General features: G+C 56.7%; 17 protein-coding genes. 7 read left to right on the top strand and 10 right to left on the bottom strand.

Going from position 1 to position 16,503, the window contains the following annotated elements:
• Window positions 1-544: 544 nt before the first annotated feature.
• Together JOD69_RS23810 and JOD69_RS23805 are read right to left on the bottom strand one after the other, a co-directional pair.
• Window positions 545-730 carry a hypothetical protein gene (locus JOD69_RS23810; protein ID WP_077732818.1) on the bottom strand — a complete coding sequence of 62 codons (186 nt, stop codon included), beginning with the start codon at window positions 728-730 and terminating at the stop codon, window positions 545-547.
• A 266-nt stretch (window positions 731-996) separates the two neighbouring features.
• Entirely contained in the window at window positions 997-1,185 is a 189-nt protein-coding gene (locus JOD69_RS23805) for a hypothetical protein (RefSeq protein WP_077732817.1), read from the bottom strand.
• Between the two features lie 1,321 nt (window positions 1,186-2,506).
• On the opposite strand from JOD69_RS23805, the gene JOD69_RS23800 reads away from it, so the two are divergent.
• Entirely contained in the window at window positions 2,507-2,965 is a 459-nt protein-coding gene (locus JOD69_RS23800) for an SRPBCC family protein (protein ID WP_086133429.1), read from the top strand.
• Window positions 2,966-3,122: 157 nt separating this feature from the next.
• Here the strand turns inward: JOD69_RS23800 and JOD69_RS23795 are convergent, their stop codons facing one another.
• The 3 genes from JOD69_RS23795 to JOD69_RS23785 all read right to left on the bottom strand — a co-directional run bounded on the left by JOD69_RS23795 (window position 3,123) and on the right by JOD69_RS23785 (window position 4,936).
• A complete protein-coding gene (locus JOD69_RS23795; RefSeq protein ID WP_133718036.1) occupies window positions 3,123-3,470 on the bottom strand; it encodes a hypothetical protein in 348 nt (115 codons plus the stop codon).
• Between the two features lie 321 nt (window positions 3,471-3,791).
• Window positions 3,792-3,956: a DUF1328 domain-containing protein gene (locus tag JOD69_RS23790; protein WP_077732814.1), complete on the bottom strand. Its 165-nt coding sequence runs from the start codon at window positions 3,954-3,956 to the stop codon at window positions 3,792-3,794.
• A 176-nt stretch (window positions 3,957-4,132) separates the two neighbouring features.
• The gene (locus tag JOD69_RS23785) at window positions 4,133-4,936 is read right to left on the bottom strand and encodes a hypothetical protein (RefSeq protein ID WP_086133431.1); all 804 of its coding nucleotides are present in this window, start codon (window positions 4,934-4,936) and stop codon (window positions 4,133-4,135) included.
• Between the two features lie 749 nt (window positions 4,937-5,685).
• Here JOD69_RS23785 and JOD69_RS23780 point away from each other — a divergent pair.
• Entirely contained in the window at window positions 5,686-6,348 is a 663-nt protein-coding gene (locus JOD69_RS23780; RefSeq protein WP_086133433.1) for a CHRD domain-containing protein, read from the top strand.
• A gap of 233 nt (window positions 6,349-6,581) precedes the next feature.
• Here the strand turns inward: JOD69_RS23780 and JOD69_RS23775 are convergent, their stop codons facing one another.
• The 3 genes from JOD69_RS23775 to JOD69_RS23765 form a co-directional block, all read right to left on the bottom strand.
• Window positions 6,582-7,751 carry a zinc-dependent alcohol dehydrogenase gene (locus tag JOD69_RS23775; protein ID WP_086133434.1) on the bottom strand — a complete coding sequence of 390 codons (1,170 nt, stop codon included), beginning with the start codon at window positions 7,749-7,751 and terminating at the stop codon, window positions 6,582-6,584.
• Between the two features lie 66 nt (window positions 7,752-7,817).
• Entirely contained in the window at window positions 7,818-8,699 is an 882-nt protein-coding gene (locus tag JOD69_RS23770; protein WP_086133435.1) for an SRPBCC family protein, read from the bottom strand.
• Window positions 8,700-8,720: 21 nt separating this feature from the next.
• Window positions 8,721-9,155 carry a heme-binding protein gene (locus JOD69_RS23765; RefSeq protein ID WP_077730808.1) on the bottom strand — a complete coding sequence of 145 codons (435 nt, stop codon included), beginning with the start codon at window positions 9,153-9,155 and terminating at the stop codon, window positions 8,721-8,723.
• A 265-nt stretch (window positions 9,156-9,420) separates the two neighbouring features.
• On the opposite strand from JOD69_RS23765, the gene JOD69_RS23760 reads away from it, so the two are divergent.
• The 5 genes from JOD69_RS23760 to JOD69_RS23740 all read left to right on the top strand — a co-directional run bounded on the left by JOD69_RS23760 (window position 9,421) and on the right by JOD69_RS23740 (window position 13,625).
• A complete protein-coding gene (locus tag JOD69_RS23760; protein ID WP_077730809.1) occupies window positions 9,421-10,446 on the top strand; it encodes a class I fructose-bisphosphate aldolase in 1,026 nt (341 codons plus the stop codon).
• Between the two features lie 221 nt (window positions 10,447-10,667).
• Window positions 10,668-11,195, top strand: coding sequence for a GbsR/MarR family transcriptional regulator (locus tag JOD69_RS23755; protein WP_086133436.1), 528 nt, complete (start codon window positions 10,668-10,670; stop codon window positions 11,193-11,195).
• A 58-nt stretch (window positions 11,196-11,253) separates the two neighbouring features.
• Complete coding sequence (locus JOD69_RS23750) at window positions 11,254-12,534, top strand: NAD(P)H-binding protein (RefSeq protein ID WP_086133437.1); 1,281 nt, start codon at window positions 11,254-11,256, stop codon at window positions 12,532-12,534.
• The gene (locus JOD69_RS23745) at window positions 12,534-13,004 is read left to right on the top strand and encodes a DUF2269 domain-containing protein (RefSeq protein WP_077730812.1); all 471 of its coding nucleotides are present in this window, start codon (window positions 12,534-12,536) and stop codon (window positions 13,002-13,004) included. Before JOD69_RS23750 ends, JOD69_RS23745 begins: the two co-directional genes overlap by 1 nt.
• A gap of 12 nt (window positions 13,005-13,016) precedes the next feature.
• Complete coding sequence (locus JOD69_RS23740) at window positions 13,017-13,625, top strand: DUF4166 domain-containing protein (RefSeq protein WP_077730813.1); 609 nt, start codon at window positions 13,017-13,019, stop codon at window positions 13,623-13,625.
• A 55-nt stretch (window positions 13,626-13,680) separates the two neighbouring features.
• Here JOD69_RS23740 and JOD69_RS23735 read toward each other — a convergent pair whose 3' ends face one another.
• On the bottom strand, window positions 13,681-14,586 hold the full coding sequence (locus JOD69_RS23735; RefSeq protein WP_086133438.1) for a general secretion pathway protein GspB: 906 nt from the start codon (window positions 14,584-14,586) through the stop codon (window positions 13,681-13,683).
• A 16-nt stretch (window positions 14,587-14,602) separates the two neighbouring features.
• Complete coding sequence (locus JOD69_RS23730; RefSeq protein WP_086133439.1) at window positions 14,603-16,288, bottom strand: ExeA family protein; 1,686 nt, start codon at window positions 16,286-16,288, stop codon at window positions 14,603-14,605.
• Window positions 16,289-16,503 lie beyond the last annotated feature (215 nt).

Below are 16,503 nucleotides of genomic sequence, written 5' to 3'. Positions count from 1 at the left end.
CAGCGCCGATGATAGTGCAGATCCCTGTGCGAAAGTAGGTCACCGCCAGGCACCTCTTACCCAAAGCCCCGTCGCCTAAATGGCAACGGGGCTTTGTTCTTTTGTCGCTGCTCAGTGTCATTGACACGAGACCGTCTATCGGTGACGCCAATGTATTGTTAGCTAAACTATCGACGCGATGCATTCGTGTGGCTGCTGACAGGCGATGCAGTCACACTTACCTCCATCGCAGCGAGTTGAGCATTCGGGTGTGAACGTATAGGGATAAAAGGTATCGCTATTAGCGCAGTTGATCGGATAAATGCTGTTCAGGGAAGATCGATGTTTTTCATTAATTGACCGGTCCATACTCCTTCCCCAAATTTCTTACACTATAGTCGTTTCAAGCTTCGCCCAAATTGGCAAGCATTGTTACCGGCGCGGAATTTTGTCGCATTTCCGGATGCTGCCGCGCGAGATGTATTGCAGACAAAAAACCCGGTCGAAGCCGGGTTTTCTGCGTACGCCGGTCGTCTCGAATACCTTGATCAGCACTGCTCCACAGTTATTTTGTTTGTTGCTCAACCTCTTTTTTGGTCTCCTCATAAGCATCATAAGGCACGCTAGACATTTCTCGACCTTTCAACAAAAGAACTCCAACAATCACCACGATAATCAATCCGCCGATGTAGAACCAGAAATAATCTTTCTTAGGTTGTTCCGGCTGCCCTTGTCCTGGTTGTTGTGCCATCTTGCTAACCTCCGCTGGTACAAAAAAGAAAAATTGATCACACCCAATTGCTCGGTATGCTGCACTCGGCTTGCTCACGTTGACAGCGACTATTACCCTACGGAATTCGCTGCGACGCAACTAAGTAGAATTGCTTACAGGACGCCGAAGAAGTAGGGAAAAGCTCAACTATTTCGCTTTTCGCTTAGTCCTTCGAAATGCGCGATCCGGAGCCAATGGCTGGAAGAATTTCGCTCGAGCCCGCAACGTGAGTCGTTCCGGGGCAGCTAATCGGCCGAAAACATCGAATAAAGGCCGTAAGCCAGTCCCACCCATGCCAGAGTTCTTACGATTGGCAGCCCCAAAAGAACCAAGCTACAGATGACAACCAAGCTCAAACCGCTCCAGGTGCTCTTTTCCGTTAGCCGATTCACAAGCCAATGGGAGGGGGCGGATTCAGATCTTCTTTCTGCCATGGTTTTTCTCCTTGTGCTGTATTTAAGCTCAGATCGAAACTTGAGCTTGGCGCCGCATTAAGAGCCAATTTTGAAAATTTCGGGCGTCCATTTAGGGCAAAAATGCGAAAGGCGTAAAGAGACGGGAAGGAATATGCAAAGCAGCAAACCAAACCGGATTTCCGGAAACCCACGTACAAATAATCACCTCGTACGACCCTTTCGCAATTGTAAATATGACCTCGGCTAGTCAAGGTAGTTGCCCGAGCGTTTCACCTCATGAATACGAAAATGCTCTGATCGGATCTGCTTTCGACATCGGATACAAGAACTTAGTGAAGCTACCGATGTCACTTTAGATGAGGCAATGCATCGCTTTTTAGGGATGGAGCTTCACGATCCTCAATCTGAAAGGAGATAAGCTTATGAAAAAGCTGATTGCCGTTGGCCTAGTTTGGCTTTCGCTCGCCTTCGGTGGCTGTCAGAACGAGACAACTCCAACCAGTCCCGGCGGTCCCGGTGGCGGCAGCCCAGCCGAGCCGCAGCCAGGACAAGCTCCAAGCGAGCGTTAGTCCGAATCGTTGAGTTTCAATTGAAAAAAAACAGAATTCACCGCTTTGAGACCTGCTGTTTACAGCGGGTCTTTTTTTGCCTATCGATATCAAGAATAGAGAGTTCTTATACCCGAGAACTTATTAAAATTACTTCGCCAGTTATCTGGCGAGCTTATGCCGGAAGCAATGGTGGCAGTCAGGGCATCTGAAGATCAGTAGCCGGCGCCGGACCATCATCGGCAGGCTGGGGCCGGGGTGCGGTGTCGCGCACTTTTTCCCCGGCGGGCGGATTTCTGCCGAAGGTGTTGTAGAAAGCCGAGCGTGACCATGGTCAGCAACGTGTGATGATGAGTGATGAGGTTTGATAATGAGATTGAGTCCATCAAGGTGGTGTAAATTCCGAGGGTGAACCCAGTGTCGGTTATGTGTTGGTTTAAGCGGGCAGTGCCGCGAGGTCGGCGTTCCCCGGGGCCAATTAGACCGTGCAGATAAACCGGTGCCAGTGCTGCCGGGATTCATGTCCTAACGTATCCCAAAAGGGAAGCAGTCAATCCGCTATTTCCTGTTCCCAATGCGTATCCATAACCAGATCAACCGGATGGTTGAATCAAAAATCTGGCGAAGTAGTGCTAGGAGATATCGGATTGGCGTATAAGAATCTGCATGAACTGCCTTTGCACTCGCTAGGTCCAACTTTACGTCCACGGGTTCGGCAGGATCACCGTGTGTCTTTAACGTAGTAGGGTTGTTACATTGAATTCAGCCGACTCAATCCGAGGAGACCGGACATGGCTAGTCTGCACAAGTCCATCGAGATCGATGCGCTGGCACAGGTCGCTTACCACCAATGGTTGCAGTACGAAGAATTTTCCGAGTTTATGGACAACGTCCAGGAAGTCCGCCGTATCGATGACACGCATCTACGTTGGCGCGGCGTGATCGCCGGCAAGCCGATAGAGTGGGTTACTGAGGTTGTCGAGCACGTGCCGGGAAGGCGCATCGTCTGGCGAAATTCGGAAGCTGCCGATACTCATGGCGTAATTATGTTCGAACCTCTGAATATGGGGCGTACCCGGATGACTTTGGACATCGAATACCAACCCGAAAGTCTGGAAGAAAAGATCGGCGACGTCCTCGGCATAGTGGAGGCTAACTTGGAGGATGATCTTCAGAACTTCAAGGAATTCGTCGAATCTCGTGGCAGATACACTGGGGGTCCAGACCCGAACTCCGTCAGTCCGGCCTGATTCTGAGGCTAATCGTATTATTGACCGTGCTGGTGATGCTCTACCGGGTCGGAGCGCGAAGTCGACGCCTTTGCGAGACCGCGGTGACATGTTTGTCCGTGCGCGGTCACGCAAAGGCCCCAAGATCAGTAGGCTGTCGATAAATTGATCCGCCGGCCTATATTACCGTCGAGAGAAATCCGAACGTGAGCAGCGTCTTATTTCCTTCCCGGCCAACGCTTAGGGCCGAGAATAAGTAATAATCGTGATAGTCGTAGAGCTCCAAATCGTGCTCAACTGTAAATGAACTGGGTATGCGGTCGAGTTCGATTGCTTTCGTAAAGTGCTCTTCTTTAGCAGGATTATTCAAGAGCATTAGTTCACCGACAATCAGCGCGACGCCCAGAGCCAAACGCCGTAATTTTTGTTTTTCGGTGCCGAAACGGGTGAGCGTACCGCATTTTCGACATTGAAAAAGTTTTTCATAGTTTCGGTGGCCACATTCTTTGCATTCTACGAGGGACATGCACTCAATACCTCAAGCCAAACAAACAGCAAAATTTTTCCTCGTTCGTGAGGAATACCGGCCAGAATCCGCAGAAGGCTAATGAGTTAGCGGAAGCCGGAGACACGCCAGTTTAGCAGGAATGTAGACGCTATGTGGCACTGGGAGGGTTATTACGACCGCGACGAAGTGCAGCGCCCATTCGGACGCACGTGATGCATGGTCGCTGGCGGCTGATATTCAGCTGTGATGAGTTGTGGGTAAATTCCGCAACGACTGTACGCTGGGCAACAGCCGCTGGACGGGCAGCGGCTGCCAAATAAAGGTTCGAAGTCCCCGCGTCTAGACAGGGGGACGGCGGCCCATCAAGAAAAAGACCAGAGCTAAGATCAGTCCGACAACGAACAATATCCAAGCGATATTGACTGCCGTGCCGGCTATGCCGCTGAATCCCAGAAGGGCGGCGATAATGGCGATGACGAGGAAAGTAACTGCCCAACCTATCATGGCATATCCTCCGTGGTTGGTTATTGCACTTCACCGGGCGATGAAATGTGGATGCAATAAATAAGACAAGCGTAAGGCCCGCTTTGCTCAATCGATATCTTTCCGGCACGTGGCCCCGTTCTGACAGAAATCATGCGATAAGCCGACGAGGCCGACCGAGTCGATACAGCCAGCCTCTAAATTCGGGATACCGCTGTTTGCACCTCATCGAGCCGATTCGCCGCCTTGGCGGAAATCCGGCGGTTTTCGGTGATACCCAAGAAAATGTCTCGGAACATCACGTAATTCACGGCGATCCAGAAGCCTTGAACGATGGGAATGAGCGGATACAGCCCGAATGCTGTGAAAACCAGTACGCTCGCAAAAGAAAAGGCGGCTATCATGAGAATCGAGCTCCGATTCAGCGCGGCGCCATGTTGTCCGTACGCGAGCGCCCTGATGAAGCCTGCACCTAGACTCCGCAATGGATAAAGAAAGCCGAGGCCGACGGGTAAGATCATTGCCCATTCGATAAGATTATTTCCGCTTTCTTCATAAACGTGCGCGAGTTGCGTCGACAAATCGCTTCCACCGTGAGTGTTTGCCGTTTTGGCAGAAACGACTCGACTGCTCTCATTGGCCACGGCTGCCGCTTTGCCGGCGGTGATAGCCATGTTCACGGGAATGGTGGTCAGAAATACGAACATGCCTACTTGAAAGGCGAATTTGACCGCATCGCGGAACAGCGAACCGAAACGCGAGCTCATTCCTATCCAATCGGACTCATGATCCACCACCACCGCGAGATTGAACCCGAGCGCGAGTGTCAGATATTCCGCAATCGGTTCCGCAGCGCCCGCGGCGCCGGTAACCAGGCAGCACACGGTCATTACGGCAATCCATACCGGCCATTTCCGCGAAACCAGCTCAAACCCCTGCTTGATCCAGTTTCGCCACGCATCGGGAGACGCCTGTCTGGGTTGGATAAAACCGTTCGCCATGAATAAACCTCGCGCAAGAGCATCGTAGAAAATTGGCGGCACAGTTTACAACACGCCTGGCCCGGTCAACGACGTGGTAACACAGTATTGTTAATTGGTGATCGATCGGCATTCCGTGGTGGCGCACCAGAGCGGCGTCTTGCAATTCACCAAGGCTGGATCAACGAATTTCGCGTGCCATGCTTGGAGAAAGCGGCCTGTCCTCGCGACGAAACCGCAGATTTGTGTTCGCGCGATTGGCGGCTTCGGAGCCGAAGTATATTTCGACGCTCGATAGTTCATGCCTATCGGAACCGATTCTTTCAATCTCGCGCATTTGTCCTTTCACCTCTCGCGTGATGATGGGGACAATCGTGGCCGAAAAGCCGACAGCAATTACCAACCTTATCCGTTCGCAACCGGTGCAATTGTGATCGTGCGTTATTACCCCGCGGAATTGCCCTCCCGGTGCGGCCGATGTTCATCATTGCATCGCAGCGGAAAACAGTGCCGGCAATATTGCCCGATATCTTGGAACGCAGCGGTTTGGTCCAATGATATATCTACCTCTGTCTCAGATAATTTACTAATAAGAAAAACACTGTTTCTCAAATGAGGAAATCTGTGTCGGAACGGAAGCACCTGTAGCAACATCGAATCACAGAAGAACAAGAGGGCAGGTCCGTAAGTCTGGATTTACTTACAGAGTTGTAATCGTTCTCGAAGTGGTGTGTCACCGGGAACAGAGGATTTACACGGAGGATAGGGATATGATCATGCGCAAAAAAGCGATATCGATTTTGTTGGCCGGATTATTTTCTGGCACTGTCTATAGTCAAGAAGGACAGGGACCGTTTGTCGCGAATTTGACGGGCCAGGAAGAGGTTCCGCCAGTCGAGTCCACAGTCCGGGGGGTGGGAATCTTTACCCTCAATCAGGATTCGACACAATTAACTTACCACGTCAGCGTGCAGCAATTGCAACAAGTCGACACCGAAGATGGGACAAGACTGACCCAGGCGCATTTGCATTGCGCTCCACCGGGGCAAGCCGGTCCGATAGTCGTAGACTTGTTGGGAATGGTCCGAGGTGGCTTAATTGCACCACTTGAACTTAGAGCAACCGTGTCGGATGCCAATATCGTTCAGGAGGCGGACCAAATGACTGCTGAACAGATGGGCTGCTCGACTACAATTGGCACCCCGATCACCAACATGTCTGAGTTGATTCAGGCCATTCAGGCCGGAAACATCTATGTGAATGTACACTCGGAGCAGAACCCCCAAGGGGAAATTCGCGGCCAGCTCACATCCATCACCGTGGGTGGACAGCCGCCGGGTGAACAACCGCCGGGTGAACAACCGCCGGGTGAACAACCGCCGGGTGAACAACCGCCGGGTGAACAACCGCCGGGTGAACAACCGGCTCAGTAGTTGGGCCGAGAGGAGCGAAGTGAAGAACGATCGCTTGTCGGCAAAGACCGCAATCCATCGGATTTGGTCGGCGGGTGAATTCGAGCATAAGGCTCAATGAGCCTGACGATTTAATCGACCATCAGCCAACGCGGAAACTGTCCCTCAATTTTAACCACTATCTTAAAAAGGCCTGCTTCCCAGCAGGCCTTTCTTTTTGGAAGTCTTCACTTCGAAGACCTGCTCATTCCTACTCACGGCTTCAGCACGACCTTGATGCATTCGTCCTCCTTGTGCTTGAACATCTCGTAGCCCTCGGGCGCATCGTCGAGCGGCATCTGATGCGTAACGATGAAGCTCGGGTCGATCTCCCCGTTCCGGATTTTCTCTAGTAGCGGCTGCAGATAGCGTTGCACATGGGTTTGCCCGGTCTTGATGGTCAGCGACCGGTTCATGACGGAACCCATGGGAAACTTGTCGATAAATCCGCCATAGACTCCGGGGACGGAGACCGTACCCCCGTTGCGGCAGGCCATGATGGCCTCGCGCAGCACGATGGGCCGGTCGGTCTCCAGCATCGTCGCCTGCTTGGCGCGGTCGTAGGCGTATTGAATGCCGTGTCCGTGCGCTTCCATGCCGACGGCATCGATACAGGCGTCCGGTCCACGGCCTCCGGTCATGCCCATGAGCGAATCGTAGACATCGACCTCCTCGTAATTGAGCGTCTCCGCCCTCCCTTGTTCACGCGCCATACGCAGCCGATCGGGGAAACGGTCGATCGCGATGACCCGCTCGGCGCCAAGCAGATAGGCGCTCTTGACGGTGAGCTGGCCCACCGGTCCGCAGCCCCAAACCGCCACGGTGTCGCCGGGCTGAATGTCGCAGGCTTCCGCCGCCATGTAGGCGGTTGGGAAGATGTCGGAAAGAAACAGAACCTGCTCGTCGGTAAAGCCGTTCTCGATCTTGATCGGGCCGACATCGGCGAAGGGGACACGCGCATATTCGGCTTGCCCGCCGGCATATCCGCCGACCAGGTGCGAATAACCGAAGATTCCCGCCGGCGAATGCCCCCAGAGCTTTTCGGCCATCACCGCGTTCGGGTTGGAGTTTTCGCATAGCGAATACTGCTTTTTTTGACAGAAGAAACAGCTGCCGCAAGAGATGGGAAAAGGGACCACCACGCGATCGCCGACCTTCAGGTTCTTTACGCCCTGTCCGACATCGACGACTTCGCCCATGAATTCGTGGCCAAGGATGTCGCCCTTTTCCATCGCCGGGATGAAACCGTCGTAAAGGTGTAAATCGGAGCCGCAGATTGCGGTCGATGTGATTTTTACGATGGCATCGCGTGGGTTGAGAATTTCCGGATCGGGTACCTGTTCCACCCGAAGATCGTTCTTGCCGTACCAACAATTCGCTTTCATGACAGTGTTCCTTGTCCGAATCGATGAGCCGCTGAGCGCTATGAAAACGGGCGGCGGGATTTAGTGTCAGGTTTGGACGATTTCGTCGTACTTTCTCGACAGGCTGCGAGCCCGCCCCGCGGGTTGCCCCTCGGTGGTTGCGATCTCGCCGGTTTCCATGAGCTGCTTCAAGCGGTGCAAGTCCACGGCGATTTGCTTCTCGGGCGCTTCGCCGAACAGCCTCGCGATCTTGGCGCCGATGATGCCGCCCGGCGGCCGATAATCCATCTCTATCTTGACTACCGTGCCGCGTCCGCCCGGTGCACGCTCGAAGCGTACCGACCCGACATTGTCCACATCCGCGCCTTCGAGCGAACGCCAGGCAATCAATTCGTTCGGCCGGTCTTCGATCACTTCCGAATCCCATTCGACATGCATTCCGGCAGGTGCCTTTGCAACCCAATGGGAACGGCCCGGTCCGATCTCCCGCACGGATTCGATGTGATTCATGATGCGCGGCAGGCTCTCGAGATCGCGCCAGAACCGGTAAATATCCTCGGCCGGGCGGTCAATCGTGATGCTTTCCCGCACATGGATGGTGCCACTTTTGGTTCCGGCGCTCTGGCTCAGTTGTTCACTGCCGATGATGTCCAGGGCCGTCACGCCGGCTACCGCTGCCATGGCCGCCGCCGCTCTGCCGCGTTTCGGGTTGTCTTCGCCCAGAGCCGATCCGAGCAAAGCCAGGTCCAGCGCGTCGCCGGCAACCCGCGCCTGGAGCCAATTGGGATTTCCGGGCTGCATTAGTATGCCGATCCCGGTCGCGATTTCGCGAAGTCCGAACAGTTGCACAATGCCGTGCCGACCGTCGAGGCCGACCATATCGGCGACTTTCCTCGGTGCCGCGACTTCGGCAAGGCCCAAACCGATACTGAACCAGCCTAAGCTCTTCGCCATTTGTTTCTCGTCCATAACGTTCCGCTCCTCTGATTTTCAGGTTCGCCAGGGATGTTCCGGTAGATCGGACACACCGATCACCTCGCACCCAGCCATTGCAACCCTGTGATCATTCTCGACCGTACTGCCGCTCGCTCCGATCGCGCCGATCAGAACGCCATCGGCATTCACAATAGGGAGCCCGCCGGGAAAGGTGATCAAGCCCTCATTGGAAACCTCGATTCCATACAACGATCCTCCGGGCTGAGACATCTTGCCGATCTCGCCGGTCGGCATGCCGAAGAAACAGGCAGTCCGTGCCTTTCGAATCGCGATGTCGATGCTGCCGACCCAAGCGTCGTCCATCCGGGCAAACGCCTTCAGGGTTGCGCCGGAGTCCACCACGGCGATGCAACTGCGTGCGCCGATTTCCTCGGATTTTTTAAGTGCTGCGGCGATGGCGCGTTGTGCTTCTTCATAGCTGACGTGCATGGCTTTTCCCTCCGTTGATTCGTTAAATCTGTTCGACAATCCGAACAGTGGGGCGTTGCGCCTACAATGCGGGAAAACGGGCAAGTTTGCGGCTGATCATAATGCGGGAAGCGACGGATCGGAGCGGACCTTCGGCAGTTTAAATGCAGGCAGGCGTGGAACGATTGGCACCCTCCGCGATGCGCTCGGTCTAAGGTCCTATGTACGGCTGATCTCCAACTTGGGTTAGCCGAACATGAATTTCCACGCTAAAGAAGGAGGGCTTATGTCTGATGAGTTGGCACAAATAGCCGCGCGCATGGTTGCGCCGGGCAAGGGACTGCTCGCCGCAGATGAGAGTACCGGCACCATCGAAAAACGATTCAAGAAGCTCGGGATCGAATGTACCGAGGAGTCTCGTCGGGACTATCGCGAGATGCTGTTTACCGCGCCGGAACTGGAAAAATACATCAGCGGCGTGATTCTGTACGACGAAACGATTCGCCAGCGCGCATCCGACGGCAAGCTTATCCCGGAACTCCTCGCCGAAAGAGGGATCATTCCCGGCATCAAGGTGGACAAAGGCTTGGTGGACTTGCCGTTCTTTCCCGGCGAACGGTTTACCCAGGGGCTCGACGGACTCGCGGGTCGGCTGGACGAATACCGCCGGATGGGGGCGCGCTTCGCCAAATGGCGCGGGGTAATCGCCATCGGCGAGGGCATACCCACGTCCCAGTGTTTGCGCGCGAACGCCGAGTCGCTGGCTCGTTATGCCGGACTCTGTCAGGTCCATGGGCTGGTGCCCATCGTGGAGCCCGAAGTGCTGATGGACGGAGCGCACGATATCAAAACCTGCCGATGGGCGACCGAGGCGGCACTGCATGAGGTTTTCGATGCGCTCACGCGTTACCGCGTCGGGTTCAAGGACATGATCTTGAAGCCCAACATGGTGCTATCCGGCGCGGACTGCCCTCGTCAGGCGCCGCCTGAAGAAGTTGCCGAGATGACGCTGGCCTGCCTCAGGCGAACCGTACCGGTGGCAGTCACCGGCATTGCCTTCCTGTCCGGCGGCCAGAGCGATACGGTCGCCAGCGCCAATCTCAACGCGATCAATGTGAAGGCCCAGGCCCTGAAAACGCCTTGGACGTTGACCTTCTCGTTCAGCCGGGCCTTGCAGGCATCGCCGATGGCGATCTGGCGCGGCCAGGCGGAAAACAAGACCGCAGCCCAGCAAGCCCTCATCCGGCGTGCACGCTTTAACGGAGCCGCGGCGCTGGGGCAATACGATCCTGAAATGGAGCAGGCGGCGTAGCGACAGTCGTTGGTTCATCAGTTCGGTGGGCCAAGACGCAGCGTTGCGGCCGCTTGGGCTTATTGCATGCTTACCGAGGAGAGACTGAAAGCATTATCGCCTCAAACCTGGCGGTCCGAGTCGTTCCGGCGGTAAACGTTAGCCGACCAAAAACGAGTTGACTGCAAGATCGGCTCGTGGTCTATTATTTCCGTTAGTTCTGAAAATTCAGATAAAAAGATATGAAACTCACGCCGGTCATGGAAAAATACGTTCTGCACTGGGGGGAAATGGGGTCGCGATGGGGCGTCAATCGCACCGTGGCGCAGATCCACGCTCTGCTGTACCTCGCCGGGAAACCCTTGACCGCCGACGAGATCGCCGAAACTCTGGGGGTGGCGCGCTCGAATGTGAGCACCAGTCTTAAGGAGTTGCAGAGCTGGGGCCTGGTCAAGCTGCTGCATGTCAAAGGCGACCGCCGTGATCATTTCGAGGCCCTCTCGGATTTGTGGGACACCTTTTTTGCCATTGCCGAGAACCGCAAGCGCCGCGAGTTGGACCCCACGCTGACCGTACTCCGGGAATGCGTCCTCGACGCCAATGAGGACGAAAGCGGGCCCGAAGTGCAGCGCCGTATCGAGGCGGTGGCCAAGTTCCTGGAGCGGTTGCTTTCTTGGTACGACCAGATACGGCGCTTGCCGAGGCCGGCATTGATCAAGTTGCTGGATCTGGGCGCCAAGATCGAGAAATTGTTGGGCTCGAAGAGCTGATTTTTTTGCGCTTATCTTTCTGTTAAGACTGAAATATCAGAAATAAAAGGAGATCGCGATGCGAGTTCTTGTGACCGGAGCTTCGGGATTTATCGGACGCCATATCGTGCATGCGCTGGCGAGGGATGGGCATGAGGTGATCGCGGGGGTGCACCGAGCATCGCCTTCCCGTGATGCGCCGGGAGTCCAATCGATTTCCATCGACTTTGCTCATCTTTTGAAGCCTGTCGACTGGCTGCCCCATTTATACGGGGTCGATGCGGTGATCAACGCGGTCGGGATCATTGCCGAGCGTCGGAACAGCCGGTTCGACGACGTGCATCGCGATGCCCCGATAGCCTTGTTCGAGGCGTGCCGCCGGGCCGGCGTACGGAAGGTCATTCAAATTTCCGCTCTGGGTGCAGACGATTCGGCGTTCAGCCGTTATCACCTCAGCAAAAAGGCCGCCGACGATTTCCTGGCGACGACGGATCTCGATTGGTCCATCCTTCAGCCTTCGCTGGTGTTCGGACCCGGCGGGCAGAGTTCGGCTCTTTTCTGCGCGCTCGCGGCCCTGCCGGTCATCCCGTTGGTCGGCGACGGCGGACAGAAGATTCAGCCGGTACACGTGGACGACTTGACGCGGACCGTGCTGCGGCTGCTGAAATCCGGTGCGCCGGCTCGCCTGCGGCTTCCCGTGGTCGGGCCGGAGCCCATGACATTGCGCGAGTGTCTGGGCGTGCTCAGAAATTGGCTAGGCTTGGGGGAAGCGCATTTCATTCCGATTCCCTATCGCTGGCTGTTGGCCATTGCCGACCGGCTCGGCGCGATGACGGCGACTCCTTTCAACGGAGAAGCATTGCGCATGCTTCAGCGGGGCAATACCGGGGACCCGGACATTTTGTCCGCCCGCCTGGGGCTTCGTACCGAAGGCTTGGCATCCGCTCTCCGAAATCGACCCGGCACGTCGGCCGAACGGATCTACGCCCGGCTGTTCTTTATCATCCCGGTCCTGCGGTACGCTTTGGCGCTGCTGTGGATCTGGTCGGGGCTGACCTCAGCGTTGTTTTTTCCGGAGAGCGAAAGTCTCGAGCTTTTGGCGGCCACGGGCATTACCGGTTCGGCGGCTCCTTGGGTGCTGTACGGTGCCGCCTCCCTGGATGTCGTGCTCGGAGTCGCTCTGCTGACGCGTTTTCACGTGGTCCTGGTGGGCCTACTTCAGCTCTTGGCGATGCTCGCTTATACCGCGGTCATCACCGTAAGCTTGCCCGAATTTTGGCTCCATCCCTTCGCGCCGATCGCGAAGAACATTCCGATTCTCATCGCTACCTTGGCGATTATGGCCGCGGAGAAACGCTGATGGACGTCCTGATCATCAAATGGGTTCATATTCTGAGTTCGATGTTCCTGTTCGGCACCGGTATGGGAACCGCCTTTTTCAAGTTCACCACCGACCTCAGCCGCAATGTGCAGGCGATGGCGATCACCAACCGGCGTGTGGTGCTGGCCGATTGGCTGTTCACGACGCCGACCGTCGTCGTCCAGCCGGTCTCGGGGTTCGCGCTTGCGGCGCTTTACGGTTATCCGCTGGATTCGCCGTGGCTGGTCGCGTCCGTGCTGATGTATATCATCGCCGGGGGCTGCTGGCTGCCGGTCGTGTACCTTCAAATCCGCATGCGAAACGACTGCGACCGGGCGCTTGCCACCGGCGAGCCGTTGCCCGAGCGTTATTGGCGAGATCTGAATAAGTGGTTTTGGCTGGGGGTGCCGGCCTTCATCGCCATGCTAGCTACGCTGTATCTGATGGTTTGCAAGCCGACATTCGTTTGAAAAGGGGGATTTATGACCGTACGCCACATGCCCGTCGTTCGGCGGGTTCTCGGAGAAGAGCACTGGGCGCGGCTGGCTCCTGCCGTGCGCCGGCACTACGACCTCTCGCCATCATTTGCAGAAGACATGACTCTCGATGGTGTGATGGACGAGATTCGCCATGCGCCCCTGGTCAAGCCTTGGCTGATGCTTGCCCGTTGGTTCAAGGCCTTGGTGCCTTATCCGGGCGATAATGTTCCCGTCAAGGTTCGGAATAGAACCGACCCGACGACCCCCGACTCCCTCTACTGGCATCGCACCTTCTCTTTCCCGGACGGCCGAGTTACCGAATTTCTGTCCCGAATGGAACCGGCCGGCAGAGGCCAGATCGTCGAGATTCTGCGCTTCGGGGTCGGCATCCGCATGAGGCTCAGCGTCGAGGACGGGGCGCTGGTGTTCACCGGATTGCAGCACTGCTGGAAACTGGGGCCGATGATGATCGGAATTCCCAATTGGGCACTGCTCGGGGATGCCGTTATCGTCGAGAGTCCGGTATCCGATGACGAAGTGCGCCTGGATTTCGAGATCGTTCACCCCTGGTTCGGGCGAACCTTTTCCTATTGCGGCCGGTTTCGGATGTAACGTATGCGGGCATGGACGCTCATTGTTCGCCGGTGGCCCGGCGGGACCGAAGGCGTTACGGCCGCGGAATGCGGAATTTACGCCCTTCCGTCCGCAGCACTAGGCTGTCGGAGCGAATCTCCAGGAGTTCCGCGCCGCCTTGGATGCTGTCGCCCACCCGGTATTTTTTCATGTCGATGATCGCAAACCGCTCTTCCGGCTGTTCGGAGTAGGCGAATACGTTGATCGTGATAGGGCCCACCCGCTGCTGAAAATCGATGGGCAAGGCATGGATGAACGGAATCGCGGGTTCGTCCGCGAGAGGCTGGGGCGGCAGGTCGCGAGTTTCCGGCGCGCTTGCGGGAGCCCGAAAAGCGACCGGAGGGTTGGCGTTTTCGCTCGCAGCAGATTCCGTTAGAGGTTCCTGATCGATTGGTTGCCGGGTTTTTTCCGCCGGTTTGCCGAGCCGCTTTTCGGTTATCGGCGTCGGGGAGCGTTCCGTAGATTCTGAGGGTGCGGATTTGGGTTTGGAAGGCTTTGGGGGTGTAACCGGCGGATTGACGGGATTGTCGGCCTTCGCTTCTGGGCGTTGGGCTGCCGGTGCCTGTTCAGTCCGAGCGAGTGCCGGAGGCATATCTTTTGCGGGTTGAGGGATTTCCTCTGGACTCGATATCACCGGGACTGAATCCGATGGAACCGCCGTGACGCCGGGTGCGGCAGCGTTCTTAACCGCGGCGGGTTCAACGGTTGGTCCGGCCGATTCGGCCGCGGTGGGCTGCGTTACCGGTCCATTGTTTCCCCATCGAGTGAGCCAAAGATAGCCCAGGACGGCGCCGTTAAGCACGATGAGAAACGCTGCCGACCACGCCAGACCGCGGCGCCGCGGCGGTGCTTGATTGAGCGGGATGGGAGCGGGCGGCGCGGCTTGGCCCGCTTGCCGTTCGCGTTCCGATTTTCGGAGTGCTTCGAGAATGTAGGACATCGGCGCTGTTCCGGTTTTATCGAGGACCTGAGGTTAACCTGGGTATGCCTGGATCATCGGCTCTCTTGGCAAGATAAATCATGGTATAGGGACCCGCTACGCCGTCCGGATTCAGCCCGTGTTCCACCTGGAAGGCGACCACGCGGGCCTTGAGTTTTGTGTCGAAATAGTCGTCGGCTCCGTCTTCAGCCGGTGCACGCAGCATCCGTCTCAACCACCTCACGGCTTCACCTTTGTCACCCTCGACCAGCGCCCGGGCTTCGCCCTTGGGCGGCTTCCAGAGCAAGGTGGCGTTGCCCTGCCAAAACGGCAGAATGTCCGCAAGGTCGAAAACATGGCGTCGATCGCCGAAGCTCAGCTCGACCTTGTCGTTGCGAATGCCGGCCAGTACCGCATAGCGTTTTGTGCCGTCGGGCACCGCGAATTCCAGCACGGCCGGGTGATCGAGATTTCGCAGTCGGAACCAACTGCCGCTGGCGGAGAGGCAACGCAGATCCTTTGTTTCGGCAGTTCGGCAGAAATCGGTCGTCTGATTCGGCGTTTCGATTTGCCACAAGGACAGCAGGCCGGCAAATGCCTGGTCTCGGGTCAAGCCGGGATTTTTGATCAGTTCGGCGAACAAGGGCGGGGGATCGGACGCCACGGCGGGTTTGGCATCGACCGCTTTCGCCGGCTCCGGAGCGGGCGTCGCTGGCGGCGCTGAAGAGGGCGGGCCGTCAAGCTTCGGCTTATCGTCGGCCAAGAGCGGATCCAGCAGAGCCGATAAGTGTCGCGGCATGGCCATCCGGTCGGAACGGAGCGAAAGGCCCGCATAGACAGCCCCGCAAACGGCGAGTACAGCGAGAAGAGCGGCGGGCGTGACGGCAGAGTACCGCAAAGAATGTGCGGTGCCGGGTTTCGGCATCAGTTCCCTGGCCGCCTTCCGGGCAATGGCATAACTCACCTGAGGCTTGCCGAGGCTGTAAGCGCCGAGCAACGCCCGGTCGCAGATCAAATTGATGAGGCGCGGGATTCCGCCGGAGCGGCGACAGATTTCACCGACCGCCAGCCGGCTGAACAGCGTATCTCTGGCGCCGCTGACGGCCAGGCGATGCCGGATGTAGGCCATCGTTTCCCGGAAATTCAGCGGACGCAGGTGAAACCGCGCGGAAATCCGTTGCGAAAGCTGCCGCAAGTTCGGCTGAGCCAAAAGAATGCCGAGTTCGGGTTGTCCGACCAGGATGATTTGTAGCAGCTTGGCCTGGTTGGTTTCGAGATTGGTAAGCAGCCGGATCTGTTCCAGCACTTCGAAGCTGAGGTTCTGCGCTTCGTCGATCAGGACGATGGTCCGTCGCCCCCGTGCGTGGATTTCGAGCAGATGCCGGTTCAGCAGGTCGATCAATTGCTTCAGGCTGGCCCGCTCTTCGGGATAAGCAATGTGCAGTTCGTCGCAAATGCTGGCGAGCAGTTCGCGGGGGTTCAGCCGGGGGTTGAAAATCAGGGCGAGATCGACGTCTTCGGGCAGTTGGTCGAGCAGACAGCGGCACAAGGTGGTTTTTCCCGTGCCGACTTCGCCCGTCAGCACGACGAATCCTCCGCCGACACTGATCCCGTACAAAAGATGAGCCAGCGCCTCTTGGTGCTGGGGACTCAGATAGAGATAGCGCGGATTCGGGGCAATGGAAAAGGGGGGCTCGCTGAGCTGAAAATACGGCGCGTACATGATAGTGAGCGAGTTCCCCTAGTGCCATTTGGATTGCGATTCTGATCCGACGATATCATTGCGTCGAAGGGGACTGTCAAGTTTATGTACCCCAAACGGTGCTTCGCCGGAAATCCTGGTCTTAGTACTACAGCCGCATTTATTTAGGTCTAACAAGCATGGTAATCGACTGAGGAGACTGCCATGCAAGACTCGATACGACAGTGGGACGCGGA

The sequence above is a fragment of the Methylocaldum sp. RMAD-M genome (assembly GCF_017832375.1).
Classification (GTDB): Bacteria; Pseudomonadota; Gammaproteobacteria; order Methylococcales; family Methylococcaceae; genus Methylocaldum.
Note: the sequence above shows the minus strand (reverse complement) of the source record. Positions and strands in the feature narration are given on the sequence as shown.

Coding starts and splice junctions, on each gene's coding strand:
- JOD69_RS23760 (WP_077730809.1), top strand. CDS start 9,421: ATGTCTGATGAGTTGGCACAAATAGCCGCGCGCATGGTTGCGCCGGGC.
- JOD69_RS23750 (WP_086133437.1), top strand. CDS start 11,254: ATGCGAGTTCTTGTGACCGGAGCTTCGGGATTTATCGGACGCCATATC.
- JOD69_RS23740 (WP_077730813.1), top strand. CDS start 13,017: ATGACCGTACGCCACATGCCCGTCGTTCGGCGGGTTCTCGGAGAAGAG.
- JOD69_RS23755 (WP_086133436.1), top strand. CDS start 10,668: ATGAAACTCACGCCGGTCATGGAAAAATACGTTCTGCACTGGGGGGAA.
- JOD69_RS23730 (WP_086133439.1), bottom strand. CDS start 16,288: ATGTACGCGCCGTATTTTCAGCTCAGCGAGCCCCCCTTTTCCATTGCC.
- JOD69_RS23735 (WP_086133438.1), bottom strand. CDS start 14,586: ATGTCCTACATTCTCGAAGCACTCCGAAAATCGGAACGCGAACGGCAA.
- JOD69_RS23765 (WP_077730808.1), bottom strand. CDS start 9,155: ATGCACGTCAGCTATGAAGAAGCACAACGCGCCATCGCCGCAGCACTT.
- JOD69_RS23810 (WP_077732818.1), bottom strand. CDS start 730: ATGGCACAACAACCAGGACAAGGGCAGCCGGAACAACCTAAGAAAGAT.
- JOD69_RS23775 (WP_086133434.1), bottom strand. CDS start 7,751: ATGAAAGCGAATTGTTGGTACGGCAAGAACGATCTTCGGGTGGAACAG.
- JOD69_RS23745 (WP_077730812.1), top strand. CDS start 12,534: ATGGACGTCCTGATCATCAAATGGGTTCATATTCTGAGTTCGATGTTC.
- JOD69_RS23800 (WP_086133429.1), top strand. CDS start 2,507: ATGGCTAGTCTGCACAAGTCCATCGAGATCGATGCGCTGGCACAGGTC.
- JOD69_RS23785 (WP_086133431.1), bottom strand. CDS start 4,936: ATGGCGAACGGTTTTATCCAACCCAGACAGGCGTCTCCCGATGCGTGG.
- JOD69_RS23770 (WP_086133435.1), bottom strand. CDS start 8,699: ATGGACGAGAAACAAATGGCGAAGAGCTTAGGCTGGTTCAGTATCGGT.
- JOD69_RS23780 (WP_086133433.1), top strand. CDS start 5,686: ATGATCATGCGCAAAAAAGCGATATCGATTTTGTTGGCCGGATTATTT.
- JOD69_RS23805 (WP_077732817.1), bottom strand. CDS start 1,185: ATGGCAGAAAGAAGATCTGAATCCGCCCCCTCCCATTGGCTTGTGAAT.
- JOD69_RS23795 (WP_133718036.1), bottom strand. CDS start 3,470: ATGTCCCTCGTAGAATGCAAAGAATGTGGCCACCGAAACTATGAAAAA.
- JOD69_RS23790 (WP_077732814.1), bottom strand. CDS start 3,956: ATGATAGGTTGGGCAGTTACTTTCCTCGTCATCGCCATTATCGCCGCC.